The organism is Herbaspirillum sp. NPDC101397, assembly GCF_044767325.1.
Classification (GTDB): Bacteria; Pseudomonadota; Gammaproteobacteria; order Burkholderiales; family Burkholderiaceae_D; genus Herbaspirillum.
The window spans coordinates 116855-141239 of record NZ_JBIWNS010000001.1; the positions used below are offsets into that span (position 1 = coordinate 116855).

The 24385-nt window shown below is 62.2% G+C and carries 22 protein-coding genes; 15 read left to right on the forward strand and 7 right to left on the reverse strand.

The window, feature by feature from the left end; genetic code table 11:
• Positions 1–3: 3 nt before the first annotated feature.
• The 4 genes from ACIROW_RS00550 to ACIROW_RS00565 form a co-directional block, all read right to left on the reverse strand.
• Positions 4–930 carry a LysR family transcriptional regulator gene (locus tag ACIROW_RS00550; protein ID WP_402270766.1) on the reverse strand — a complete coding sequence of 309 codons (927 nt, stop codon included), beginning with the start codon at positions 928–930 and terminating at the stop codon, positions 4–6.
• Between the two features lie 99 nt (positions 931–1029).
• Positions 1030–2505, reverse strand: a complete 1476-nt coding sequence (locus tag ACIROW_RS00555) for a diguanylate cyclase domain-containing protein (protein WP_402270768.1) — start codon at positions 2503–2505, stop codon at positions 1030–1032.
• A 141-nt stretch (positions 2506–2646) separates the two neighbouring features.
• Positions 2647–3003, reverse strand: coding sequence for a VOC family protein (locus ACIROW_RS00560; protein ID WP_402270771.1), 357 nt, complete (start codon positions 3001–3003; stop codon positions 2647–2649).
• 89 nt (positions 3004–3092) lie between these two features.
• Positions 3093–4331: a glutamate carboxypeptidase gene (locus ACIROW_RS00565; RefSeq protein WP_402270772.1), complete on the reverse strand. Its 1239-nt coding sequence runs from the start codon at positions 4329–4331 to the stop codon at positions 3093–3095.
• 300 nt (positions 4332–4631) lie between these two features.
• Here ACIROW_RS00565 and ACIROW_RS00570 point away from each other — a divergent pair, with 300 nt between their 5' ends.
• The 14 genes from ACIROW_RS00570 to ACIROW_RS00635 all read left to right on the forward strand — a co-directional run bounded on the left by ACIROW_RS00570 (position 4632) and on the right by ACIROW_RS00635 (position 19475).
• Positions 4632–5492 (forward strand): MaoC family dehydratase N-terminal domain-containing protein, encoded by an 861-nt coding sequence (locus ACIROW_RS00570; RefSeq protein ID WP_402270774.1) that lies wholly within the window; start codon positions 4632–4634, stop codon positions 5490–5492.
• Between the two features lie 60 nt (positions 5493–5552).
• A complete protein-coding gene (locus ACIROW_RS00575; RefSeq protein WP_402270777.1) occupies positions 5553–6722 on the forward strand; it encodes an acyl-CoA dehydrogenase family protein in 1170 nt (389 codons plus the stop codon).
• Positions 6723–6732: 10 nt separating this feature from the next.
• Entirely contained in the window at positions 6733–8115 is a 1383-nt protein-coding gene (locus tag ACIROW_RS00580; protein ID WP_402270779.1) for an MmgE/PrpD family protein, read from the forward strand.
• A gap of 3 nt (positions 8116–8118) precedes the next feature.
• Positions 8119–9309, forward strand: a complete 1191-nt coding sequence (locus tag ACIROW_RS00585; protein ID WP_402270781.1) for a CaiB/BaiF CoA transferase family protein — start codon at positions 8119–8121, stop codon at positions 9307–9309.
• Entirely contained in the window at positions 9309–10163 is an 855-nt protein-coding gene (locus ACIROW_RS00590; protein ID WP_402270783.1) for an HpcH/HpaI aldolase/citrate lyase family protein, read from the forward strand. The genes ACIROW_RS00585 and ACIROW_RS00590 overlap by 1 nt, the downstream gene beginning before the upstream one ends.
• 230 nt (positions 10164–10393) lie before the next feature.
• Positions 10394–11716 carry an ABC transporter substrate-binding protein gene (locus ACIROW_RS00595; RefSeq protein ID WP_402270785.1) on the forward strand — a complete coding sequence of 441 codons (1323 nt, stop codon included), beginning with the start codon at positions 10394–10396 and terminating at the stop codon, positions 11714–11716.
• 28 nt (positions 11717–11744) lie between these two features.
• Positions 11745–12650 carry a branched-chain amino acid ABC transporter permease gene (locus ACIROW_RS00600; protein ID WP_116433031.1) on the forward strand — a complete coding sequence of 302 codons (906 nt, stop codon included), beginning with the start codon at positions 11745–11747 and terminating at the stop codon, positions 12648–12650.
• A complete protein-coding gene (locus ACIROW_RS00605; protein ID WP_402270787.1) occupies positions 12650–13594 on the forward strand; it encodes a branched-chain amino acid ABC transporter permease in 945 nt (314 codons plus the stop codon). The genes ACIROW_RS00600 and ACIROW_RS00605 overlap by 1 nt, the downstream gene beginning before the upstream one ends.
• The gene (locus ACIROW_RS00610; protein WP_402270788.1) at positions 13591–14334 is read left to right on the forward strand and encodes an ABC transporter ATP-binding protein; all 744 of its coding nucleotides are present in this window, start codon (positions 13591–13593) and stop codon (positions 14332–14334) included. Before ACIROW_RS00605 ends, ACIROW_RS00610 begins: the two co-directional genes overlap by 4 nt.
• Before the next feature lies 1 nt (position 14335).
• Positions 14336–15013, forward strand: a complete 678-nt coding sequence (locus ACIROW_RS00615) for an ABC transporter ATP-binding protein (protein WP_402270791.1) — start codon at positions 14336–14338, stop codon at positions 15011–15013.
• Positions 15014–15055: 42 nt separating this feature from the next.
• A complete protein-coding gene (locus tag ACIROW_RS00620; RefSeq protein ID WP_402270794.1) occupies positions 15056–16489 on the forward strand; it encodes an aldehyde dehydrogenase family protein in 1434 nt (477 codons plus the stop codon).
• Between the two features lie 9 nt (positions 16490–16498).
• On the forward strand, positions 16499–17269 hold the full coding sequence (locus tag ACIROW_RS00625) for an SDR family oxidoreductase (protein WP_402270796.1): 771 nt from the start codon (positions 16499–16501) through the stop codon (positions 17267–17269).
• 27 nt (positions 17270–17296) lie between these two features.
• Positions 17297–18421, forward strand: a complete 1125-nt coding sequence (locus ACIROW_RS00630; protein ID WP_402270798.1) for a zinc-dependent alcohol dehydrogenase family protein — start codon at positions 17297–17299, stop codon at positions 18419–18421.
• A gap of 37 nt (positions 18422–18458) precedes the next feature.
• Positions 18459–19475, forward strand: a complete 1017-nt coding sequence (locus ACIROW_RS00635) for a TRAP transporter substrate-binding protein (protein WP_402270800.1) — start codon at positions 18459–18461, stop codon at positions 19473–19475.
• A gap of 71 nt (positions 19476–19546) precedes the next feature.
• Here ACIROW_RS00635 and ACIROW_RS00640 read toward each other — a convergent pair whose 3' ends face one another.
• Positions 19547–20596, reverse strand: a complete 1050-nt coding sequence (locus ACIROW_RS00640) for an NADP(H)-dependent aldo-keto reductase (protein ID WP_402270802.1) — start codon at positions 20594–20596, stop codon at positions 19547–19549.
• Positions 20597–20744: 148 nt separating this feature from the next.
• Here ACIROW_RS00640 and ACIROW_RS00645 point away from each other — a divergent pair, with 148 nt between their 5' ends.
• The gene (locus ACIROW_RS00645) at positions 20745–21980 is read left to right on the forward strand and encodes an MFS transporter (protein ID WP_402270805.1); all 1236 of its coding nucleotides are present in this window, start codon (positions 20745–20747) and stop codon (positions 21978–21980) included.
• A 32-nt stretch (positions 21981–22012) separates the two neighbouring features.
• Here ACIROW_RS00645 and ACIROW_RS00650 read toward each other — a convergent pair whose 3' ends face one another.
• Positions 22013–22573 (reverse strand): hypothetical protein, encoded by a 561-nt coding sequence (locus ACIROW_RS00650; protein WP_402270806.1) that lies wholly within the window; start codon positions 22571–22573, stop codon positions 22013–22015.
• A 172-nt stretch (positions 22574–22745) separates the two neighbouring features.
• A complete protein-coding gene (locus ACIROW_RS00655) occupies positions 22746–24335 on the reverse strand; it encodes an ABC transporter substrate-binding protein (protein WP_402270808.1) in 1590 nt (529 codons plus the stop codon).
• Positions 24336–24385: the final 50 nt, after the last annotated feature.

Sequence of the window (24385 nt, forward strand, 5' to 3'; positions counted from 1 at the left end):
AGATCAAGCAGCTTCTTTTTCCACAGGCACCGGCGGCACCTGCGCCGTTTGCTGCCGGATGAATTCCACCAGGTCGCGCGCGTACAGGGGCAGGGCATCGAGGCTCTGCACCACCATGCTGCGCTCGCGCACGCTCCACGGATCGGTCAGTTCGGTCAGGCTCAATTGCATGGTCTGCTTGTGACGCAACGCCGCTGAGTGCGGCACGATGCCGATGCCGACGTTGGTCTCCACCATGCGGCACATCGCTTCAAAGCTGCGCACCTGGATTCGCAACTTCAGACGCTGGCCGCTTTCCGACACGATGCGGTTGAGGAAGTGATGCAGCGTGCTGCCTTCATGCAGGCCGACGTGTTCATATTCCAGCGTCTCGGCGAAGGAAACCTTGCCGATGCCGGCCAAGGGATGCTCCAGCGCCGTGGCGAGGACCAGCCGGTCGGTTGAAAAATTCAAAATCTCCAGTCCTTCTCCCTGCACCGGTCCGGCGACGATGCCGATGTCGGCCGTGCCTTCCTGGATGCCGCGCATGATGTCGTGGTTCAGCCGTTCTTCCAGAGCGACGTTGACCTGCGGATGCAGCGTGAGGAATTTGCCGAGGATTTCGGGCATGAACTCCGTCACCGCCGTGGTGTTGGCGAAGATGCGGATGTAACCCTTGATGCCGTTGTTGTACTGCTGCATGTCGCCCTTGAGGCGCTCGACCTGCTGCATGAATTGCTGCGCATGCGAGAGGAAGGTTTGGCCCGCTGGCGTCAGTTGCACGCCCTTGCTTTCGCGGTAGAGCAGGCGCATGCCGAAGCGGGTCTCGAGTTCCTTGATGCGGTTGCTGGTCGCCGCCAGCGACAGGTTCATGCGCTCGGCGCTGCGCGTGAGGCTGTTGAGTTCGGCGATCAGGATGAACAGCCGCAGGTCGGTGAGGTCGAATAGCATGATGTCTCTCTGAAGTGAGTGCCGGCATGCGGGATCCGGTCTGTTTTATCCCGACTTATATTACGCCTAAAATCTGAACGACTGTGGCGGGCGTTCCGATCAACCGGCCGGGACCACCTGATTGCGTCCTTGCTGCTTGGCCTGGTACAGCGCTGCATCCGCCATCTGCAGCAGCGCTTGCGGCGTATCGCCTTTGCCCGGAATGACGACGGCAATGCCGATGCTGGCGGTGACGACATGGAAGGGCGAGGCGGCGTGCGGCAAGGACAGTTGCTCCAGCGCGCGGCGGATGGCTTCGGCGATGCCGAGTGCGTTGTCGCGATCCGTCATCGGTGCGATGAAGGCAAATTCTTCGCCGCCGTAGCGCGCCGCAAGATCGCCGGCGCGGCGGATGTTGTTGCCGAGCAAATTGGCGATGGCGCGCAGGCAGTCGTCGCCGCACTGGTGTCCGTAGGTGTCGTTGTAGGCCTTGAAATAATCAACGTCCAGCATCGCCAGCGCCAGCGGTTGGCTGCTGCGTCCGGCGCGGCTCCATTCCGCAGCGAACACTTCGTCGAAGCGGCGCCTATTGGCGATGCCGGTCAGGCCGTCGGTTTGGCTCAGCGTGGCGAGCCTGCTGTTGGAGTCTTCCAGCTCGTGGGTGCGTTGCCGCACGCGCGCTTCCAGTCCGCGTTCGCGCACGCGCAATTCATCCATCAGGATTGAGAAGCCGATGCCGACGATGCACAGCGTCAGGATGAACTCCTGTGCGCGGACAATCTCCAGATGCACCGAGACATCGCCAAACGGTTTGTGGCCGCTGGTCAGCATCATCGAAATGGCGAGCGACACCAGCGCCACCGTCAGCGTCGTCCAGCGGGTGCCGAAGCGCACCGCGATGTACAGCACCATCGGCAGCAGCAGTGTCGGCGTCAGGGAGATGCCGTCGACGGCGCCGCCATAAGTTGAAAAAATCACGCCCGCAAGCACGATGATCACCAGCAGCGCCAGGGCATCCGACTTGCGTAATACGATACGCTCATGGTCGGCCGTTTTGGTCTGCGTCAGGGCCAGCAGTAGTGGTGTGTAGATCATCATGCCGAGCGCATCGCCGAACCACCACAGTCGCGTCAGCGTCAGATACGGCGCGTCGGTCGCCATCTGCGTCTTGAGCACGGCGGCGGCCATCAGGCTCGCCAGCAGGGTGCCGACCAGCGGGCCGGCGATGGTGAATTTGCGCAGGTCTTCCACGCGTTTCAGATCGGACGATGCGCCCGCTCGGCGCATGAGCAAGTAGGTGACGACGACTTCGATCAGGTTGATGATGCCCAGCTGCACGGCGACGGGCAGTGTGAACACGGCAAGATTGGCGGTCAAGTCGGAGGCGAAGGCGAGCAGCGCCATGAGCCATCCGCGCCGGCCGCGAAAACGCATGAGCGCCGCCAGCAAGACGGCGTTGGGCAACCAGACGACAACTTCATTCTCGGGCGTGACGGCACAGAAAAAGGTGAGCTTGACGCTGGCGAAATGCACCAGCGGCAACAGGATAAAAAACCACCATCGTGGGCGTTCCCATGCCCGATTTATATTATTCATTGCTTCGTTGTGATCGCTCGTACCGGAACGGTACGCAGCAATTGTAACGTCAGAAAACACAACGGACCATGCCGGTCCGTTGTGTTTGTGTTGCTATTTTCAGGAAGTTTCCATGCGGTATTTTTTCTTCCGCGCCGGGGCTTACTGCTTGATATGCGCCAGCACGTTGACCAGTTTGCCGAACGGATCCCGTACATAAAAACGCCGCACGCCCCAGGGTTCGTCAGCGGGGCCGTACTCAAGCGGGAGGTTCATCTTTTGCACGCGCAGCAATGCAGTTTCGATGTCATCGACTTCAATCGACAGGTCCGGCACCGGCGTGCCCGAACCGCCTTCCGAGGCGAAACTGATCTGCACGTGCATCTGTGCATCCGAGCCATAGGTGGCGATCCAGCCATGATCCATCAGCACATCGAGTCCGAAGACGCCACGATAGAACGCTGCGGCCTGATCGACGGCTTCGGTGCGTATATTGGCGACAATACGTCTGACCTTCATGAGTTCTCCTGCAGGAAAATCGGAAACAATCGGAAATGGTGAAAACGGGCCGCGAGGGCCCGTTTTGACGTGCATGGTCGGGGAGGGTATTACTTTCCCTTGCCCATCGCTTCCATCATGCGCACCGTCAGGTACAGGCGCGGCACCACGCTGTCCAGATCTGCCCATTCGTCGGAGGAGTGGATGCGGTCGCCGACTATGCCCATGCCGTCGAGCACGATGGGCTTGCCGGTCTTGGGGTTGTAGGCGAAGCCGGCGTCGGTGCCGTAGCGCATGGATACCGGCGTGATCGACTTGCCCAGTTCCTTGTAGATGCTGTCGGCGGTGGCGGCCAGGCGGTCGCTGTCGGCGTTCTTGCTGAATGGCGGACGACGGTTTTCCACCTTGACCTTGACTTCGGTCTCGGGGATCAGCTTCTTCTGGATGATCTTGTCGGCATCGGCTTGCACGCGCTGGATTTCACCGACGTCGGACATGCGCATGTCGGCGGTGGCACTGGCTTTTTCAGGAATGATGTTGACGCGGTCACCGGCCTGGATCACGGTCCAGTTGACGGTGGTGCCCTTGGCCTGGCTGCCGAGGTCCTTGAGCTGGATGATCTGGTTGGACAATTCCACGGCGGCGTTACGGCCGGCTTCCGGCGCGGAGCCGGCGTGCGAGGCGCGGCCCTTGACGTCGAGGTGGACGTAGGCGATGCCGTTGGTGGCGACGGTCACGACGTCGGCTTCAGGCGGTTCGAACACCAGCACGTAGTCCTGGTCGGCCGACAGCTTGGTGATCATGTCGCGCGAACCGAGCGAGCTTTTTTCTTCGTCGGGATTGAACAGCACGGTCAGCGTCTTGTAATCCTTGAAGCCGCGTTCGCGCGCGATGTCGAGCGCATACACGATCAGCAGCGCGCCACCCTTGGCGTCGGCCACGCCCGGACCGAAGGCCTTGTTGCCGGTGATCTTGAACGGTCGCTTGGTCGCTTCGCCGACGCCGAACACGGTGTCGTAGTGGATCATCAGCATGATGTTCTTGCTGCCGCTGCCTTGCAGCTTGCCGATCACCATCTTGCCGGCGGCCGGTGGCGCGGCGACGATCTCGACGCTGGCGCCGACTTCCTTCAGGCGCTGCGCCAGCATCGCTTCGACCTGCGCCAGGCCTTTGGCGTCGTCGGTGCCGGAGTCGATATTGACCAGCGTGCCAAGATCCTTGACCAATACATCCTTGCGTTTTTGTGCGGCTTGCAACAGCGCGTTGTCGGCGTTGGTCTGGGCGAAGGAGGCCGCCGAAGTAGTACAGGCGAGTGCTGCGATGAGCGACATCAGGTGGGTTTTCTTCATGGATCTCTCGTGGAATGTTGATTGAAGAACAATCTTTGCCGCAGGGATGGCGGCGTGTCGCCACTATAGCAGCCGAAGGGCGCGGCGCAAATGCTGCGCCCTGACGCCAATGTCCGCGCGGCGCCCGCGAAAATTCCCTGAAAAAATGATGCGGCCGCACATGAGTGACTTCACGTCAGACGATGCCCCCCTTCAGAAAATACAGATTGTTTTGACAACTAGCGGCGCTCAGACTCTGCTCCATTCGTGAACCGGCGCTTACTCCTGGTTCACTTCATCGACACCTCAGCAGAGCATTCCATGAGCCAGCATGACATCGACCTGACGCTGTTGCGTCAATGGGTCGGCAAGACTGAAAGCCACAGCGACACCATCAACCCAGGCTTCGCCGCCGCACTGGCCGCCACGCTTGACCATCCACAGACGCCGGCTGCGGGCGACGCGCTGCCGCCGCTGTGGCACTGGATCTATTTCTGGACCACGTGCCGCCAGTCGGAAGTCGGCGACGACGGTCATCCGCGCCGCGGCGGCTTCCTGCCGCCGGTGCCGCTGCCGCGCCGCATGTGGGCCGGCGGCCGTCTGCGTTTTGCCGCGCCGCTGCTGATCGGCGCGACGGCAACCAAGACCTCGCGCATCGCCAGCGTCGACGTCAAGAAGGGCAAGACCGGCGAGCTGGCTTTCGTCACGGTGGCGCACGAGATTGCGCACAACGGCAAGGTCGCAGTTCATGAAGAACACGACATCGTCTATCGCGGCATGCCGCAACCTGGCACAGCCGCTGTTGCGCCGAAGCAGGCGCCGGTGGAAGCCGACTGGCGCCGCCGCATCAAGCCCGATCCGGTGCTGCTGTTCCGCTACTCGGCGCTGACCTTCAACGGCCATCGCATCCACTACGACCGCAGCTACGTCACCGGCGTCGAAGGCTATCCCGGCCTGATCGTGCATGGTCCGCTGATCGCCACGCTGCTGGTCGATCTGCTGGGCCGCAGCCTGCCGCTGGCGCGCCTGGTGGAGTTCAACTTCCGCGCCGTCGGCAGCCTGTTCGACATCGAAACCTTCGAGGTCTGCGGCAAGTTATCGGCCGACGGCAAGCGCGCCGAACTGTGGGCGCAGAACCTGCGCGGCGAACTGGCGATGCAAGCCGAGGCCGTGCTGGCCTGACGATAAAAACTTCAGACAAAACACCTTAGTCATTTCACTCAATCAGCAGGAGAATTATCGATGTCCCATCAGTCCTCTCCATCGGACGCCTATCAGGACTTGCGCGACGCCGTGCGCGATCTTTGCAGCACCTTTCCTCCCGAGTACTGGCGCAAGGTCGATGAAGCGCGCGGTTATCCGGAGGAGTTCGTCGATGCGCTGACCAAGGCCGGCTGGCTGGCGGCGTTGATTCCGGCAGAGTATGGCGGCTCGGGCCTAGGCCTGACCGAAGCCTCGGTGATCATGGAAGAAATCAATCGCACCGGAGGCAACTCCGGCGCCTGCCACGGCCAGATGTACAACATGGGCACCTTGCTGCGCCACGGTTCCGCCGAGCAGAAGCAACTGTATCTGCCCAAGATCGCCAGCGGTGAATTGCGCCTGCAGTCGATGGGCGTGACCGAGCCGACCACCGGCACCGACACCACCAAGATCAAGACCACCGCCGTCAAGAAGGGCGACAAGTACGTTGTCAACGGTCAGAAGGTATGGATCTCGCGCATTCAGCATTCCGATCTGATGATCCTGCTGGCGCGCACCACGCCGCTGGACCAGGTCAAGAAGAAGTCGGAAGGCATGTCGATCTTCCTGGTCGATCTCAAGCATGCCATCGCCAACGGCATGTCGGTGCGGCCGATCCTCAACATGGTCAACCACGAGACCAATGAACTGTTCTTCGACAACCTCGAAATCCCCGTCGAGAACCTGATCGGCGAAGAGGGCAAAGGCTTCAAATACATCCTCGACGGCCTCAACGCCGAGCGCACGCTGATCGCCGCAGAATGCATCGGCGACGGTTACTGGTTCATAGAGAAGGCCGCGCAATACGCCAAGGAGCGCGTGGTGTTCGACCGTCCGATCGGCATGAACCAGGGCGTGCAATTTCCGATCGCCGACAGCTACATCGAACTGGAAGCCGCCAACCTGATGCGCTTCAAGGCCTGTGAACTGTTCGACGCTCACCAGCCCTGCGGCGCGCAAGCCAACATGGCCAAGTTCCTTGCCGCCAAGGCTTCCTGGGAAGCGGCCAACGTCTGCCTGCAAACGCACGGCGGCTTCGGCTTCGCCTGCGAATACGACGTCGAGCGCAAGTTCCGTGAGACGCGCCTGTACCAGGTCGCGCCGATTTCCACCAACCTGATCTACTCCTACGTGGCCGAGCACATCCTCGGCCTGCCGCGGTCTTTCTGAGGAACCGGCCATGAGCTCGAATTCATCCCATCCTTCACGCGTCCTGAGCGAGTTCCTCGCCGGTCTGCGTTACGAAGACATCCCCGCGTCCGTGATCGCGCGCACCGAAGACCTCTACCTCGACTGGTTTGCTTCGGCTCTGGCCGGGAAGGGGGCGCGCCAGATCGACATCATGGAGCGCTACGTCGAGAAGATGGGGCCGTCCAATGGACCCAGCACCATCCTCGTCAATCGCAAGAACAGCTCGCCGTATTTCGCCGCGCTGGTCAACGGCGCCTCGTCGCATCTGGTGGAGCAGGACGACGTCCACAACGGCTCCGTGTTCCATCCGGCGGCTGTGGTGTTCCCGGCGGCGCTGGCGGCGGCGCAGGATCTCGGCAAGTCGGGCGCCGATTTGCTGGTGGCGGCCGTGGCGGGATACGAAGCGGGCATCCGTATCGGCGAATTCCTCGGCCGTTCGCACTACCGCATCTTCCACACCACCGGCACGGCCGGCACCCTGGCCGCAGCGGTGGCGGTCGGCAAGCTGATGGGTTTCAACGCCGATCAATTCCTGCACGCGCTCGGTTCGGCTGGCACGCAGGCAGCCGGTTTGTGGGAATTCTTGCGCGACGCCGCCGATTCCAAACAACTGCATACCGGCAAAGCCGCCGCGGACGGTTTGCTGGCCGCCTACCTCACACGCGATGGTTTCACCGGCGCGCAACGTATCCTCGAAGGCGCACAAGGCATGGCGGCTGGCATGTCGACCGACGCCGATCCGGCCAAGCTCACCGATCGCCTCGGCGAGCGTTGGGCCACCGCCGAGACCTCGTTCAAATTCCATGCCTCCTGCCGCCATACGCATCCCGCCGCCGACGCGCTGCAATTGCTGATGCAACGCGAAGGCTTGCAGCACGATCAGATCGCCGCCGTGAATACGCGCGTCCACCAGGGCGCCATCGACGTGCTCGGTCCGGTGGTCAATCCGCAGACCGTGCATCAGGCCAAGTTCTCGATGGGCACCGTGCTGGGACTGATCGCCGTACATCAGAGCGCGGGGCTGGGCGAGTTCGAACAGCATGCGCTGCAGGACGGCAAGGTCAGCGTATTCCGCGACAAGGTCCGCATGACGCTGGACGAGGAGGTCAACACCGCCTATCCGGCGCGCTGGCTCGGCCGTGTCGAGGTCGACACCGTTGACGGCCGTCATCTGAGCGCCGCCGTCGACGTGCCCAAGGGTGACCCGGACAACACCTTGTCGCGTCCCGAACTGGAGGATAAGGCGCAGCGCCTGATCCGCTTCTCCAACGCCGCCACGCCGCAGGAAACCGATCGCATCATCGCCCACGCCTGGCAGCTGCATGCGGCGCCGGCCGTGAACGATGCCTTGAACAACTTATTCGCGAGATAAATCATGATGCCGTCCATCCGTCCTCTCGAAGGCATTACCGTCGTCAGCCTGGAACACGCCATCGCCGCGCCGTTCTGCACGCGCCAGCTGGCCGACATGGGCGCCCGCGTGATCAAGGTCGAACGCCCCGGCGTCGGCGACTTCGCACGCGGCTACGATGAACGTGTCAACGGACTGTCGTCGCATTTCGTCTGGACCAACCGTTCCAAGGAAAGCCTCACGCTCAACCTCAAGGACGCGGACGGCAAGGCCATCATCGACAAGCTGCTGGACGAAGCCGACGTGCTGGTGCAGAACCTCGCGCCCGGCGCCGCGGCCGGGCTCGGCCTGTCGGCGGCGGTGCTGCACAAGAAGAATCCTCGCTTGATCGTCTGCGACATTTCCGGCTATGGCGAGAACGGCCCTTATCGCGACAAGAAAGCCTATGACCTGCTGATCCAGAGTGAGGCCGGTTTCCTGTCGGTGACCGGCACCGCCGACGAGCAAGCCAAGGCCGGCTGCTCGATTGCCGACATCGCCGCCGGCATGTACGCCTACTCGCACATCCTGGCGGCGCTGATCAAGCGTGGTCGCGACGGCACAGGCAGCCACATTGACCTGTCGATGCTGGAGTCGCTGACCGAATGGATGAGCTTCCCGATGTATTACGCCTATCAGGGCGCATCGGCGCCGGTGCGTTCGGGCGCCGAGCACGCCACGATTTATCCTTATGGCCCGTTCACGGCAGGCGACGGCAAGGTGGTCATGCTGGGCCTGCAGAACGAGCGCGAATGGAAAGTATTCTGTGAATCCGTCTTGCAGGATCCGGCGCTGGCGCAGGATGCACGTTTCTCGACCAATTCGCGTCGTCACGAAAACCGCACCGAATTGCGCAAGCTGATCCTCGACATGTTCGCGCCGCTGACCGCGCAGGAAGTAGTGGCCCGGCTCGACCAGGCGCAGATCGCCAACGCCAGCGTCAACACCATGCAAGACCTGTGGGAGCACCCGCAACTCGCGGCGCGCGAGCGCTGGACCGAAGTCGGTTCGCCGGCCGGCAACTTGCCAGCCTTGTTGCCGCCGGGTGTGAACAACACCTTCGACTTCCGCATGGACGCCATTCCGGCGCTGGGTCAGCATACCGACGCCATCCTCGGCAAACTCGGTTATGCACAGACCGAGATCGACACCTTGCGCGCACGCGGAGCAGTGTGATGACAGCCTCGCCGCTTGCGCGGTCTTACCTGTTCGTCCCCGCCAACCGGCCCGACCGCTACGGCAAGGCGTTGGCCAGCGGCGCGGATGCGGTCATCGTGGACCTGGAGGATGCGGTAGCGCCGGCGGCCAAGACGCAAGCGCGCGACACGCTGGCTGATTGGCTGGCGCAGCAAGCGAATCAGCAGGCCAACCAGCAAGACAAGCTGTGGGTGCGCATCAATGCCGCCGACACCGAGTGGTATGCCGACGACGTGCGTTGCTTCGCCAATGCCCCGATCGCCGGCATCGTGCTGCCCAAGGCGGATGACTGCGATGCCATCCGCAACATCGCCCAGCATTTCGTCGGTCCGCGCAGCCGTTCGCGTCTGTTGCCGCTGATCGAAACTGCAGTCGGCATTGCACAGATGCGTGATATCGCGCGGGCGCAACATGTCGAGCGACTGGTGTTCGGTTCGATCGACCTGCAGGTCGATCTCGGCATCCAGTGCGAACCGCAGGAAAGCGAACTGACGCATCTGCGCGTGGAGATGGTCATTGCCTCGCGACTGGCGAACATCGCACAACCGGTCGACGGCGTTACGACCACCTTCGACGACTTGCCTTTTCTGGAGCATGCCGTCAGCCGTGCGCGCCGCATCGGTTTCGGCGCCAAGCTGTGCATCCATCCGCGTCAGGTCGGCATCGTCAATCAGGGATTCCTGCCCAGCACCGATGAAATCGTCTGGGCTCGCGCGGTCATGGCGGCGGTGGCGCAGAGCGACGGCGGCGCCATCTCGCTCAACGGAAAAATGATCGACAAGCCGGTCATCATGCAGGCGGAAAAATTCCTGCGGCTGATCGGCGAGGTGTAATTAATTTGATTCAGCAGTGATAGCAGTGACAGCAGTAAGAGGCAGTAAAAATACAAAAGAAAAAAGCAGGAAACGCAAAGCCGCAAGGAGACAACCCCAGCGGTTCTGCACGCCAGACGCACGGCACGGTACGAAACAACACAACAACAAGCAAGCGTGGGGATGCATGGCGGACACCGCTCATGCACTGACGCACACCATCGCATTACGTATCCATTCTTGGAGGAGATATGTTTACAACAAAAATCACCCGGCTGATGCTGGCCGCAGGCTTTGCCATGACTGCACTGGCTGTGCCGCTCGCACAGGCGCAAACCACCAAACCGGCCGAACTGAAAATCGGCATTACCACCTTCACCTCCGGCCCGGCCTCGGTATTCGGCGTACCGGCCAAGCAGGCTGCGGAAATCTACCTGGAAGACCTCAACGCCGCCGGCGGCATCAACGGCGTCAAAGTGGTGCCGACCTTTGTCGATGAAGGCGTGGGCGGCGACAAGCTGCTGTCCGAATATCGGCGCGTGGTGCAGGAGCAGGGCGTCAAGGTGATGCTCGGCTCGATCTCCAGCGGCAGCTGCAACATCGTCGCGCCAGTGGCGGAAGACCTCAAGGTGCTCAACATCCTGTGGGATTGCGGCACCGAGAAAGTGCTGGAAGAGCGCCGCTATCGCTACGTCGTGCGCACCCAGGCCAACGCCACCACCGAAATGGTCGCCAGCGTGCTGTACCTGCTGCGCCAGAAACCGAACTTCAAGACCATCGCCGTGGTGAACCAGGACTACGCCTGGGGCCGCGATTCGTGGGAGCTGTTCTCGCATACGCTGAAGATGTTGAAGCCTGACGTCAAGGTGGTGGCCGAGTTGTTTCCGAAATTCGGCGCCAGCGATTTCTCGACCGAAATCAGCCGCCTGCAGGCGCTGCGTCCGGACGTCATCCTGTCGACTTCATGGGGCGGCGATCTCGACACCTTCGTGCGGCAGTCGGCGCAACGCGGCCTGATCAAGAACTCGCTGTTCGTGCTGCCGCTGGCGGAAAGCTCGCTGGAGCGGCTGGGTACGACGCTGCCTGACGGCGTCATCGTCGGCGCGCGCGGCGATCATTACTTCCTGCATCCGGAGCTCAAGGACGATCCGAAGCTGAAGAACTTCGTGCAGAAGTTCAAGGCCAAGACCGGCGCGTATCCGATCTACTCGGTCTATCACATGATCCAGGCGCTGGACGGCATGGTGGCCGGCTACGACAAGGCGATCAAGGCCAACAAGGGCCAGTGGCCGAGCACTGAACAGGTGGCTGACGCCATGCACGGCCTGAACTTCCGCGGACTGACGCGCGAAGTGAAGATCCGCGCCGATGGCCAGGGCCTGGAAGATCAGTTGCTGGGCACCACCAAGAAGACTGCCGCCTATCCATTCCCGGTGCTCGACAAGATCGAGATCTATCCGGCTGAAATGGCGATCGCGCCGGTCGGACAAAAGTCGGTGGACTGGGTCAAGACCATCAAGCCGGAGCTCTTGCGCGATCCTCGCATCAAGACCTTCCCGCCCATCGCCAACTGAACCACGACCGGACTGACTGAGCAACAACATGAACCAGGAATTATTCTTGCTGGCCATGCTGGACGGGTTGTCATACGCGGCGCTGCTGTTTCTGGTGGCGCTGGGTATGACGCTGGTGTTCGGCGTGATGCGGATCCTCAACATGGCGCACGGCAGCATGTACGCCTTCGGCGGTTATTTCGCCGCGACCCTCGGCATGTGGGCGGTCGCTGCGAAATTTTCGCCGGCGTGGTCCTTCGTCTGGCTGCTGGTGGCCGCGCTGGTGGTCGGCGCCGTCATGGGAGCCGTCATGGAAATCTTCCTGCTGCGCCGTATCTATCACAAGGAACAGATACTGCAGCTGCTGGTGACCTTCGCCGCCTTCATGATCTTTGAAGATCTGCAACGGCTGATCTGGGGATCCCAGCCTTATTTCGTTTCCGACATCGTCAACTATCTCGGCGTGGCCGAGGTGCTTGGCATTACGTACACGCGCTATCAGCTGATGGTGTTGCCGGGCGTGGCGCTGGTGGTGTTCTTCGGCTTGCGGCATTTCCTCAAGTCGAGCAGCACCGGACGCCAGATTGTCGCCGTGGCGCACAACCGCGAGGTGGCAATGGCGATGGGCATCGACGCCCGTCGCATCTGCCTGCTGACCTTCGTGGTCGGCTCGATGCTGGGCGCCCTCGGCGGCGCACTGGCGTCGCCGACGACTTCGCTGGTGCCGGGCATCGGCGCCGACATGATCGTGCTGTCGTTCGCGGTGGTCGCCACCGCCGGCCTCGGGCAGATCGAAGGCACGCTGATCACGGCGATCCTGATCGGCCTGACGCGTTCGTTCGCGGTCTATCTGCAGCCTGAAAGCGAAGTGCTGGTGCCGTACCTGATCATGGTGCTGGTGTTGTTGTTCCGTCCACAGGGATTGTTCTCCGTGGCCCAGGCGAGGAGAGTCTGATGTCAACAATAATATCGCCGAAAATAAAAATAGCCGGCGTCCTGCTGGTGGTGTTTGCGCTGGGATTGCCGATGATCTGGCCCTGGCTTAAAACACCGATGGTCGTCGCCACCAGTTTCGGCATCGCCGCGCTGGGCGTTTCCATCCTGATCCGTTCCGGGCAACTGTCGTTCGGCCATGCGATGTTTTCCTGCGCGGCCGGTTATGCGGTGGCCTTCACGGCGCGCGCCATGCCGGAGCTCGACAGCGCTGTGCTGATCCTGCTCGGCACGGTGTTCGGCGCGGTCATGGGCATGGTGATCGGCTTGTTCGTGGTGCGTTACCGGGCGATCTTCTTCGGCATGCTGAATCTGGCGCTGTCGATGGTGCTGTTCTCCATCCTCGGCAAGTTCTACAGCCTGACCGGCGGCACCGACGGCATTCGTCTGGCGCGTCCGACTTTCTTCGGCGTACGCATGGAGCGTGACGGCTTTGAAACCACCTTGCTGATCGTGGCCGTGGTGTTGGCGGTGGTGCTGGCCTGGGGCGTTCAGCGCTACATGATGTCGATCGCCGGGCAGGCGCTGACCGCGGTCAAGACCAACGAGACGCGGCTGGAATACGTCGGCCTCTCGGCTAACCGGGCGCTGTGGATCGGCTACGTCATCTCGGCTGCGCTGTGTGGCTTGTCGGGCGCGATGTTTGCGCTGATGCAGGGGCTGGTGACACCGGAGATGGGCTACTGGGTGCGCTCGGGCGAGATCGTGTTCATCTCCATCCTCGGCGGCGTCGGCCATCCGGTCGGTGCTTTCTTGGGTGCGCTGGTGTTCGAGTTCGTCAAGCTGTACTCGGCGGCGCTGTTCACAGGCGCCTGGCAGATGGTGTTGGGCTTCGTGCTGATCGGACTGGTGTTCTTCGTGCCGACCGGCTTGTCCGGTCTGCTGTTCCGGAAGGAGCCGAAATGACCCAGCCCTTATTGCAAACAAGCGGACTGCAGCTCGCCTTCGGCGGTCTTGTCGTGGCCGACAACATCAACTTCGAGCTGCATCCCGGAGAACGCCTGGCGGTGATCGGCCAGAACGGCGCCGGCAAGACCACCTTCATCAACATCTGCACCGGCTTCATCCGGCCCAGCGGGGGTACAGTCAGCTTCGACGGACGCGACATCACGCGTTTGTCGCCGCGCGCCATCGTCCAGCGCGGCATCGGCCGGTCGTTCCAGTTGCCGCAGCTGTTCCTCGAGCACACCGTGCGCGAATGCATACAGCTGGCGGCAGCCGGACGGACCGGCCGCTTGCGTATCTGGACTCCGCTCAGCCGTGCGATCCCGGCCACGGAAGTCGACCATATCCTGGAGCTGGTCGGCCTGCGCGCCCGCGCCGACGAACTGTGCTCGCTGCTGCCGGAAGGCCAGCGCAAACTGCTCGACATCGCCATGGCGCTGGTGTTGCAGCCCAAGCTGCTGATCATGGATGAACCGACCAGCGGCGTGTCCACCGATGAAAAGCACGGACTGATGGCGATCATCATGCGTGTACTCGACGAGCAGAAGATCACCTCGATCTTCGTCGAGCATGACGTCGACATCGTGACGCAGTACGCGACGCGCGTGGCGGCCTGGATTTCGGGCCGCATCGCCGCCGACGGACCGCCACAGGAAGTGCTCGCCAACCCCGAAATCCGCCGCAACGTGATCGGAGAATGACATGCTGAAAATCAAGAACGTCAGCGCGCGCATCGCCGGCATCACCGTGCTGCGCCAGATCGAGACGGAGTTCCGCGCCGGCGGCCTGCTGGCCGTAGTGGGCCGCAACGGCGCCGGCAAGACCACCTTGCTGCGCGCCGTCATGGGCCTGATTCCGCTGCAGGAAGGCGTGATCGAGTTCGACGGCCGCGACCTGGCTGCGGTGCCGGCGCATGGCCGCGTCGCGCTCGGCATCGGCTATGCGCCGGAAGACCGGGTGATGTTCCCGACCTTCACCGTGGAAGAAAACCTGCGCCTGCCGTGCGACGTGCTGGGCCTGTCCACTGCAGAAGTCGACCGTCGCCTGGAGAAAGCCCTGACGGTGGTGCCGCAGCTCAAGGAAATGCTGCCGCGCTCGGGCGCTGCGCTGTCCGGAGGCCAGGGCAAGATCGCCGCTCTCGGCCGCGCGCTGATGGCCGGTACACGCCTGGTGCTGCTGGACGAGCCGTTCCAGGGACTGGCGCCGGTGCTGGCGACACAGTACGGCGAATCGCTGCGCCGTCTGCGCGAGATCGACAGCGAAGTCTGCGTGGTGGTTACCGAATCCAATCGCAGCCTGTTGCGTGACCTGCCCGACGACACCCTCACATTGGAGCGCGGTGAATTGACGCATCTGACCCATGCTGTGCCCGTGCACTGAACCGAAAAACTGAACCCAAAATTTAACCTACCGGAGACAACCATGAAAACCATACTGATAGACGGCCGCTGGCAAGCGGCTCAGGACGAACGCACCATCGATGTCATCGATCCCAGTAATGCCAAGGTGTTCAGCAGCATTTCGCGCGGTGGGGAAGCCGACGTCAAGCTGGCGGTGGACGCAGCACGCCGTGCATTGAGCGGGCCGTGGGGCAGGATGACCGCGACCGAGCGCGGCCGCCTGCTGCAGAAGCTGGGTGAACTGATCCTCTCCAACGCCGAGGAAATCGCCCAGCTGGAAGCGCGCGACACCGGCAAGCCGATCACCGTGGCGCGCAACGACGTCAAGGTGGTGGCGCGCTATTTCGAGTTCTACGGCACCGCCGCCGACAAGATCCACGGCGAAACCATTCCTTACCTGGAAGGCTATAACGTCAGCCTGGTGCGCGTGCCGCATGGCGTGACCGCGCACATTATTCCGTGGAATTATCCGGCGCAGATGTTCGGCCGTTCGCTGGCGCCGGCGCTGGCGATGGGTAACGCCACCGTGCTCAAGCCGTCGGAAGATGCCTGCCTGAGCGGCATCAAGATCGCCGAGCTGGCCATCGAAGCCGGCTTCCCGCCGGGCGCGCTGAACCTGGTCACCGGCTACGGCCATGAAGCCGGCGCCGCACTCACCGCGCATCCCGGCATCGATTTCGCCACCTTCACCGGATCGCCCGAAGTCGGCGTCATGGTGCAGGAAGCGACTGCGCGCAACCACGTTGCCTGCGTGCTGGAGCTGGGCGGCAAGTCGCCGCAGATCGTGTTCGAAGACGTCGATTTCGATAAGGCGCTGCCGGTGATCGTCAAGGCCATCACGCAGAACGCCGGCCAGACTTGCTCGGCCGGCAGCCGTCTGCTGGTGCAGGAAAGCATCTACGACAAGTTCGTCGCGGCGGTGGCCGAGCGCTTCAAGGCGGTGACGGTCGGCACGCCCGAGATGGATCTCGATTGCGGCCCCATCGTCAACAAGAAGCAATACGATCGCGTGCGCAAGTTCATCAGCGAGGCGGTCGAATCGGGCGTGCCGCTGCTGGCCGAAGGCGCCTTCGGCAAGGACTTGCCGGCCGACGGTTATTTCGTCAAGCCGGCCTTTTTCGGCCGCGTGCCGCGCGATCACCGGCTGGCCTGCAAGGAAGTGTTCGGACCAGTGCTGTCGGCGATCCCGTTCAAGGACGAGGAAGACGCCATCGAGCTGGCCAACGCCACCGAGTTCGGCCTCGCTGCCGGCATCTGGACCGAGAACGGCGGGCGCCAGGCGCGCGTCTCACAGCGCGTGCTGAGCGGCCAGGTGTTCATCAACTGCTACGGCGCCGGCGGCGGCGTCGAATTACCGTTCGGCGGCGTCAAGAAGAGCGGCCACGGCCGCGAGAAGGGCTTGCTGGCGCTGGAAGAAATGAGCACCACCAAGACCGTCGTCCACTATTACAAATAAGGCGCTGCCATGACTCAGTTACTCGACAAGGTCGCCATCGTCACCGGTGCGGCTTCCGGCTTCGGCGCTGAAATTGCACGCGCCTATGTACGCGAGGGCGCCAAAGTGGTGCTGGCGGACATCAACTACGACGGCGCGCAATTGCTGGCGCATGAGCTCGGCAGCGCAGCCAGCGCCGTGATCTGCGACGTCACCAGCGCGACCGACGTCAACGCCGCCGTCAAGCATTGCGTCGACCGCTTCGGCGCGCCGGACATCATCGTCAACAACGCCGGCACCACGCATCGCAACCAGCCCATGCTGGATGTCGACGAGGCAACCTTTGATCGCATGTACGCGATCAACGTCAAGTCGATCTATCACATGACGCGCGCAGTGCTGCCGCTGATGCGCCAGCGCAATGCGCAGCAGAAGGACCGCGGCGGCGTGATGCTCAATATCGGTTCGGTGGCGGGCATCCGTCCACGTCCGGGGCTGACCTGGTACAACAGCTCCAAGGGCGCGGTCAACATGCTGTCGAAATCGATGGCGGTCGAACTGGCGCCGGATCGCATCCGCGTACATGCGATCTGCCCGGTAATGGGGGCAACCGGCTTGCTGGAGCAGTTCATGGGCGTGCCCGACACGCCGGAGAATCGTGCGCGCTTCATCGCCACCATCCCGCTGGGACGCATGTGCGAAGGCGCGGATGTTGCCAACGTCGCCGTGTTCCTCGCCACCGATGCCTCGCATTTTTTGACCGGAATGGAAGTGCCGGTCGACGGTGGTCGTATCATCTGAGGATTCATTCGAACCGGAGAAGACAACATGAAGATTCAGGCAGCAGTATTGAGAGAAACAACCACCGTCGAGCCTTTCGCCGGCAGCCGTCCCTTGCGTATTGAGGAACTCGATCTCGACGCGCCCGGACCAGGCGAAGTGCTGGTCAAGATGCGCGCCGCCGGCCTGTGCCACTCCGACTTGTCGGTGATTACCGGGGTACGTCCGCGGCCGGTGCCGATGGCGTTGGGCCATGAAGCCTCGGGCGAAGTGCTCGAGGTCGGTGCAGGCGTCACCGACCTGCGGCGCGGCGACCTCGTGGTGTTGGTGTTCGTGCCGAGCTGCGGCCATTGCCTGCCGTGCATGGAAGGCCGTCCGGCGCTGTGCGAACCGGGCGCCGAAACCAACACCAAGGGTCAGCTGCTGTCGGGCGCCTTGCGCCTGCGTGCGCAGAACAAGCCGGTCAATCATCACATGGGCGTATCGGCCTTCGCCGACCATGCCGTGGTGTCGCGCCGCTCCTGCGTCAAGGTCGAGGCCGACATCGATCCGATCGAGGCCGCTTTGTTCGGCTGCGCAGTACTGACCGGCGTCGGCGCAGCCGTCAACACGGCCGAGGTCAAGGCCGGCACCACCGCCGCCGTGCTTGGACTGGGCGGCGTCGGTTTGTGCGCCATGCTGGGCGCGCTGGCCTCGGGCGCCCGTGAAGTGATTGCGGTCGACTTGCACGACAGCAAGCTGGCGCTGGCTAAATCCCTCGGCGCCACGGCGACGGTCAATGCGCGCGACCCAGACGCGGTGGAAAAGGTCAGGGCGCTGACCAAGGGCGGCGTCGACTATGCCTTCGAAATGGCGGGCTCGGTGCAAGCGATGGAAGCCGCCTACCGCATGACGCGCCGCGGCGGCATGACGGTCACCGCGGGCCTGCCTGCCCCCGACCAGAAATGGGCCTTGCAGCAAGTCAGCCTGGTGGCCGAGGAACGCACGGTCAAGGGCAGCTACATCGGCTCCTGCGTGCCGCTGCGCGACATCCCGCGTTACATCGGCCTATACAAGAGCGGCCGCTTGCCGATCGACAAACTGATGGGACAGCGGCTGGCGCTCTCGGATATCAACAGCGGCTTCGACCGTCTGGCTTCAGGGGAAGGATTGCGCGATCTGATCGTTTTCTGATTGCTTTTTTGTAGCGGCATCATCAAGGAGACAATGCATGACCAAAAAACTATTCGCTGCGGCTACGACCGCAGCCTTGTTGTCATTCGCACTGCAGGCAACCCCGGCGCTGGCGCAGCAGACCATCGTCATCAAGTTCAGCCACGTGGTGGCCAACAACACGCCCAAGGGCAAGGGCGCGGAGCGTTTCAAGCAACTCGCCGAAGAGCGCACCAAAGGACGCGTGAAGGTCGAGGTATATCCGAACAGCCAGCTCTACAAGGACAAGGAGGAGCTGGAAGCCTTGCAGCTCGGCGCGGTGCAGATGCTGGCGCCGTCGCTGGCCAAGTTCGGCCCGCTGGGCGTGAAGGAATATGAGGTCTTCGATCTGCCCTATATCTTCCCCAATCGCGCGGTGCTGGCGCGCATCACTGAAGGACCGATCGGCCAGAACCTGTTCAGGAAACTGGAAACCAAGGGCATCAAGGGCCTGGCCTACTGGGACAACGGCATGAAGGTGATGACCGCCAACAAGCCGTTGCACAAGGTCGACGATTTTCGCGGCATGAAGATGCGCATCCAGTCGTCCAAGGTGCTGGACGAGCAGTTCCGCGCGCTCAAAGCCAATCCGCAGGTGCTGGCGTTCTCCGAGGTCTACCAGGCGATGCAGACCGGTGTGGTCGACGGCAGCGAAAATACGCCGTCGAACATCTATTCCCAGAAAGTGCATGAAGTGCAATCGCAGCTGACCGTGTCCGATCACGGCTACATCGGTTATGCGGTGATCGTGAACAAGAAGTTCTGGGATAGCCTGCCAGCGGATGTGCGCGGCCAGCTTGAGTCGGCCATGAAGGATGCAACGCGCTACGCCAACGCCATCGCCCAGCAAGAGAACGAAGATGCGCTGGCGGCGATCAAGGCTTCCGGCAAGACCAAGGTGTATTACCTGACCGACGCCGAAAAGGCCGAATGGCGCAAGGCCTTGCTGCCGGTGCACAAGTCGATGGAGTCGCGCGTCGGCAAGGACCTGATCCAGGAAATCTACAAGGAGACCGCCAATCTCGGCGCAAAGTAATTCGCTGCAATATTAAAAAAGCCCGTCGGCGCAAACCGGCGGGCTTTTTGTTTGGGACGCTGAATCGGAGTTCAGGGCGCCGGATTCGGCTGCGTCTTGTGGATCGCGTCGATTTGCTCGACGATTTCCGGCGACAGTTGCACCGACAGGCTGTCGATGTTGCTGCGCAGCTGTTCCAGCGTGGTGGCGCCGATGATGTTTGACGTCACGAAAGGGCGGCTGTTGACATAGGCCAGCGCCAGTTGCGCCGGATCGATGCCGTGCTTGCGGGCGAGTGCGACATAGGCCTTGGCGGCCGCTTCGGCTTGGGGGTTGGTGTAGCGGGCGAAGCGTTCGAATAAAGTCAGACGACCGCCGGCAGGGCGAGCGCCGTTTTCATATTTGCCCGACAGCACGCCGAAGGCCAGCGGCGAATAGGCCAGCAGGCCGACTTGCTCGCGGTGGGCGAATTCAGCGAGGTTGATTTCGAAACTGCGATTCAGCAAATTGTAAGGATTCTGGATCGTGACGATGCGCTCGAGATCGAACTTCTCGGCCGCGCGCAGGAACTGCGCCACGCCCCACGAGGTTTCATTCGACAGGCCGATGTGGCGGATCTTGCCCGCCTTGACGAACTCGGACAGGATGCTCAGGGTCTCGTCGATGGCGACGGTTTCTTCATCGGCGATGTGGCTGTAGTTGAGCTGGCCGAAGCTGTTGACGCTGCGGTCCGGCCAGTGCAACTGGTACAGGTCGACGTGATCGAGCTGCAGGCGTTCGAGGCTGCCGTTGAGCGCCTCGGTCAGTCCTTTGCGGTCGAAGTTGTTGATGCCGCCGCGCACGTGGCGCGGGTTGTGCGGCTTGCGGGCAGGGCCGGTGGCCTTGGTGGCGATCAGCAGTTGGTCGCGCTTGCCGGACTTCCTGAGCCAGGTGCCAAGGTAGCGTTCGCTCAGGCCCTGGGTTTCCGCCTTGGGCGGCACCGGATACATCTCGGCGACGTCGATCAGGTTGATGCCGCGTTCGGTGGCGTAGTCGAGCTGCGCGTGCGCTTCAGCTTCGGTGTTCTGTTCACCCCAGGTCATGGTGCCGAGTGTGATCAGGCTGACGTTGATGTTGGTGCGGCCAAGTGGGCGGTATTGCATGTATGAATCCTTTGGGAAAGCGCAGGAGCGCGAAAGACCAGGCAAACGCGAAAGACGGCGTGCGGGAAATGAAGTAGTATATCCGCGCGCTGCAATCCTCGCAGCACCCGCTTTCACGCACCATCCCGCACAAGAAAAATCCTCGCCAATGACCTCCGCCATCGTGCCAGAACAGCTGTTACATCATCGCTCTTTCCGATTGTTCTGGCTCGCCAGCGTAGCCTCCACGATTGCATTGCAAATGCAGATCGTCGCGGTCGGCTGGCAGGTCTATCAACTCACGCATAGTCCTTTCGACCTGGGCATTGTCGGACTGGTGCAATTCATTCCTTCGCTGTTCCTGGTGTTCGTGGTCGGTCACGTGGCGGACCGGCATGACCGTCGCCAGGTCGCACGCCTGAGCATCCTGGTGGAAGCGATCGCCGCCGGTTTGCTGGCGGCGGGCAGCCTCGGCGGCTGGCTCACCAAGGAGGCGATCTTCGCCATCGTGTTCGTGATCGGCGCCGGCCGCGCCTTCAGCAAACCAACCATGTCGGCCATGCTGCCGACGCTGATACAACCTTCGTTGTTGCCGCGTGCGGTGGCAGGATCTGCATCGGCGACGCAGGTGGCGATCATCATTGGACCTGCCATCGGTGGCTTCCTTTATGTAGCAGGGCCATCGACGGTGTACATCACCAGCTGTGTCCTGTTCGTGCTGTGCAGCGTGCTGGTGTCGATGATCAAGGTGGAAACGCCACCGAGCAAACGCGAGAACGCCACGCTCAAATCCGTGTTTGCCGGCATTGCCTACATCCGTAGCAAGCCGGCGATCTTCGGCGCCATTTCGCTTGATCTGTTCGCGGTGCTGCTGGGCGGCGCGACGGCGCTGCTGCCGGTGTATGCGCATGACATCTTGCACACCAACTCGGTCGGGCTCGGGCTGCTGCGCTCGGCGCCGGCGGTGGGCGCCTTGTCGGTGGCGATCTTCCTGGCGCGCAATCCGCTCAAGGGCCGCATCGGCCGCACCATGTTCATCGCGGTGGGGATTTTCGGGTTGGCCACGATTGTGTTCGGACTGTCACAGTCCTTCGTCGTATCGCTGTTGGCGCTGGTGGTGCTGGGCGCCTCGGACATGATCAGCGTGGTGGTGCGCTCGACCTTCGTGCAGCTGGAGACGCCCGACGAAATGCGTGGCCGCGTGAGCGCGGTGAATTCGGTCTTCATCGGCACCTCGAACCAGCTTGGCGAATTCGAGTCCGGGCTGACCGCCGCATGGTTCGGCGCGGTGCCGGCGGTGCTGATCGGCGGCATCGGCACGCTGGTAGTGGTGGCGCTCTGGATCAGGCTATTCCCGCAACTGTTCCATGTTGATCGGCTGGTCGACAACACCAGCAAAAAATAATCAAGCCATCAACCTCAACATCAATATCAACATCAGGGTTCGGGGTCCTGGTTGGCGAGATGAATCTTCACATGCGGCAGCGGCCCGTCCGCTTCCGAAAACACCACCGGGCAATTGACCACCAGATTGGTCTTTTCTATGCTCACCTGGCCGGCTTCTTCTGCGGCCAATACTTCCTCTTCAGACTTCAACAGGCGCGGCTGCTTTCCAGCCAGCCAGGTAACCTTGTGTACCTGCCATAGCGGCGAATAGTTCAGGTTGGCGTTGGCTGCGCCGATCGGTGAGGGCAGCGACGGCAGCACGCCGCCTTGCTTGAAATTCGCGAATGCATAGATGCGCTCGACGGCACTTGGCTGGCCGGGCTGACGCGCTTGATTGATGGCGTTGGCCAGACGCGGCACGTAGTTGGCGCCCATCTCAACTGCGGCTTTTTTGTCGGAGACGTCGGTGGTCACGTAGCGCACCACCTTACCGTCGTACCAGCCGGAGACCAGCGGCAGCTCGACGACGTCGCCGGTGGCTTGTGCGTGCGCCTGTGAAAGTACGACGGCAGCAGCGACGAAGGAAAACGAACGCAGGAAATGTATGCTCATGTTTTATCGATCATGGAAGAAGGCGGGACGCCGTACGTGAGTCGCGACGGGCTGGCGAAATATTACAACGACATCAACGATATTAACGATATTAACGATATCGAGACCTGCGTCCGAACAAGAAAAAAGACCTGCGGGAGAACCGGCAGGTCTTTTGTCATCATTGCCGCGCTTACTGCGGATGGAACTGATGCGCGAAGGTGAATTCGTCGATGCGCGGGGTGTACTTCAGGCCCTTGCGCACCGCCCACGTTGCATACTGGTGATGCAGCGGGATCACGGCGTAGTCGTTCAGCGCCACGGTGGCAGCCTGCTTGGCAAACTCCTGGCGTTGCTTTTCATCGACCGAACCGAGTGAGGATTGCACCAGCTTGTCCACTTGCGGATTGCTGTACTTGCCCCAGTTCCACGAACCCCAGCCGGTGCTGGCGTCGGTGGTGCCGACCAGCGTACGCAGGCCGAAGTCTCCGGCCAGTGTGCCCCAGCCCAACAGCGAAACGCTGAAGTCGCCGTTGCGGGCCTTGCCGAAGTAGACCGACAGCGGGAAGGTTTCGACCTTGGTCTGGATGCCGACGCGGCTCAGGAACTGCGCCACTGTTTGCACGACACGCTCATCGTTGATGTAGCGGTTGTTGGGACCGTGCAGCGTCAGCGCGAAACCGTTTGGATAACCGGCGGCGGCCAGCAGCTTCTTGGCGCCTTCCGGATCGTACTTCTCGACCTTCAGGTTGTCGGCGTAACCGAGGATGCCCGGCGCAACGATATTGGAAGCCGGCGTGCCGAGGCCTTCCAGCGTGCGTTCGGTCAGGGCCTGGCGGTTGATCGCTTTGGAGATCGCCTGGCGGACACGGATGTCCTTCAGCGGATTCTTGTCCAGTGGCTTGCCGGACTTGTCGGTGATGTCAGGCGTCTTGTCGCGCGACTGATCCAGCGTCCAGAAAATCGTGCGCCACGAGGTGCGTTGCACCAGGCTGAACTTCGGATTGGTCTTCAGCTTCGGCACGTCGGCCGGTGGCACGCTGTCGATGGCGTCGACTTCACCGGCCAGCAAGGCGGCCAGACGCGCGCCGTCGGAAGTCAGGATACGGAAGGTGACCTTGTCCCAGTCGGCCTTGCCGCCCCAATAGCTGTCGTTGCGGATCAGCTCGATGCTGTCGCCCCGCTTGAAGTTGCCGAACTTGAACGGACCGGTGCCGATCAGCGCCTTGCCGCTGTTGAAGTCTTCGGTGGTGGCGTTTTGCGCCGCCTTCTTAGAGACGATGAAGATGGTGCTCACGTCCAGCGCCAGCGGGCCATACGGCGCGGCGGTCTTCAGGCGCACGGTGTAGGGATCGACGATTTCCTTGCCGATGATCTGCTTGGTGTAGCTGGTGAACGGGCCCGGGCTGTTGGTCAGGGTAGCAGGGCGGTCCAGCGAGAACACCACGTCTTCGGCGGTGAAGTCAGAGCCGTCATGGAACTTCACGCCGCGGCGCAGCTTGAATTCCCAGGTGGTCGGATCGATGGCTTTCCACGATACCGCCAGACCCGGGATCAGCTTGCCGGTCGCGTCGACGTTGACCAGCGCGTCGAACAGATGCGATGACAGCGAAATGTTCGGCGCGATGTTGTTGAAGTGCGGGTCCAGCGTGGACACGTCGGCAAACAGGCCGAGCTTGAGTTCGGCGGCCAGCGACGAGTGTGCGGTCAACGGCAGCACAGCGGCGGCGGCCAGGCCGGTGAACGCCAGGCTGAGCAATTTTTTCTTGAAGGACAATGCCATCACGACTCCCATGAATGAATGATTTGAAGCAGGCTTATTTTATGAGGACT

Coding starts and splice junctions, on each gene's coding strand:
- ACIROW_RS00625 (WP_402270796.1), top strand. CDS start 16,499: ATGACTCAGTTACTCGACAAGGTCGCCATCGTCACCGGTGCGGCTTCC.
- ACIROW_RS00615 (WP_402270791.1), top strand. CDS start 14,336: ATGCTGAAAATCAAGAACGTCAGCGCGCGCATCGCCGGCATCACCGTG.
- ACIROW_RS00580 (WP_402270779.1), top strand. CDS start 6,733: ATGAGCTCGAATTCATCCCATCCTTCACGCGTCCTGAGCGAGTTCCTC.
- ACIROW_RS00655 (WP_402270808.1), bottom strand. CDS start 24,335: ATGGCATTGTCCTTCAAGAAAAAATTGCTCAGCCTGGCGTTCACCGGC.
- ACIROW_RS00550 (WP_402270766.1), bottom strand. CDS start 930: ATGCTATTCGACCTCACCGACCTGCGGCTGTTCATCCTGATCGCCGAA.
- ACIROW_RS00635 (WP_402270800.1), top strand. CDS start 18,459: ATGACCAAAAAACTATTCGCTGCGGCTACGACCGCAGCCTTGTTGTCA.
- ACIROW_RS00555 (WP_402270768.1), bottom strand. CDS start 2,505: ATGAATAATATAAATCGGGCATGGGAACGCCCACGATGGTGGTTTTTT.
- ACIROW_RS00595 (WP_402270785.1), top strand. CDS start 10,394: ATGTTTACAACAAAAATCACCCGGCTGATGCTGGCCGCAGGCTTTGCC.
- ACIROW_RS00630 (WP_402270798.1), top strand. CDS start 17,297: ATGAAGATTCAGGCAGCAGTATTGAGAGAAACAACCACCGTCGAGCCT.
- ACIROW_RS00645 (WP_402270805.1), top strand. CDS start 20,745: ATGACCTCCGCCATCGTGCCAGAACAGCTGTTACATCATCGCTCTTTC.
- ACIROW_RS00610 (WP_402270788.1), top strand. CDS start 13,591: ATGACCCAGCCCTTATTGCAAACAAGCGGACTGCAGCTCGCCTTCGGC.
- ACIROW_RS00575 (WP_402270777.1), top strand. CDS start 5,553: ATGTCCCATCAGTCCTCTCCATCGGACGCCTATCAGGACTTGCGCGAC.
- ACIROW_RS00640 (WP_402270802.1), bottom strand. CDS start 20,596: ATGCAATACCGCCCACTTGGCCGCACCAACATCAACGTCAGCCTGATC.
- ACIROW_RS00590 (WP_402270783.1), top strand. CDS start 9,309: ATGACAGCCTCGCCGCTTGCGCGGTCTTACCTGTTCGTCCCCGCCAAC.
- ACIROW_RS00565 (WP_402270772.1), bottom strand. CDS start 4,331: ATGAAGAAAACCCACCTGATGTCGCTCATCGCAGCACTCGCCTGTACT.
- ACIROW_RS00570 (WP_402270774.1), top strand. CDS start 4,632: ATGAGCCAGCATGACATCGACCTGACGCTGTTGCGTCAATGGGTCGGC.
- ACIROW_RS00585 (WP_402270781.1), top strand. CDS start 8,119: ATGATGCCGTCCATCCGTCCTCTCGAAGGCATTACCGTCGTCAGCCTG.
- ACIROW_RS00560 (WP_402270771.1), bottom strand. CDS start 3,003: ATGAAGGTCAGACGTATTGTCGCCAATATACGCACCGAAGCCGTCGAT.
- ACIROW_RS00600 (WP_116433031.1), top strand. CDS start 11,745: ATGAACCAGGAATTATTCTTGCTGGCCATGCTGGACGGGTTGTCATAC.
- ACIROW_RS00605 (WP_402270787.1), top strand. CDS start 12,650: ATGTCAACAATAATATCGCCGAAAATAAAAATAGCCGGCGTCCTGCTG.
- ACIROW_RS00620 (WP_402270794.1), top strand. CDS start 15,056: ATGAAAACCATACTGATAGACGGCCGCTGGCAAGCGGCTCAGGACGAA.
- ACIROW_RS00650 (WP_402270806.1), bottom strand. CDS start 22,573: ATGAGCATACATTTCCTGCGTTCGTTTTCCTTCGTCGCTGCTGCCGTC.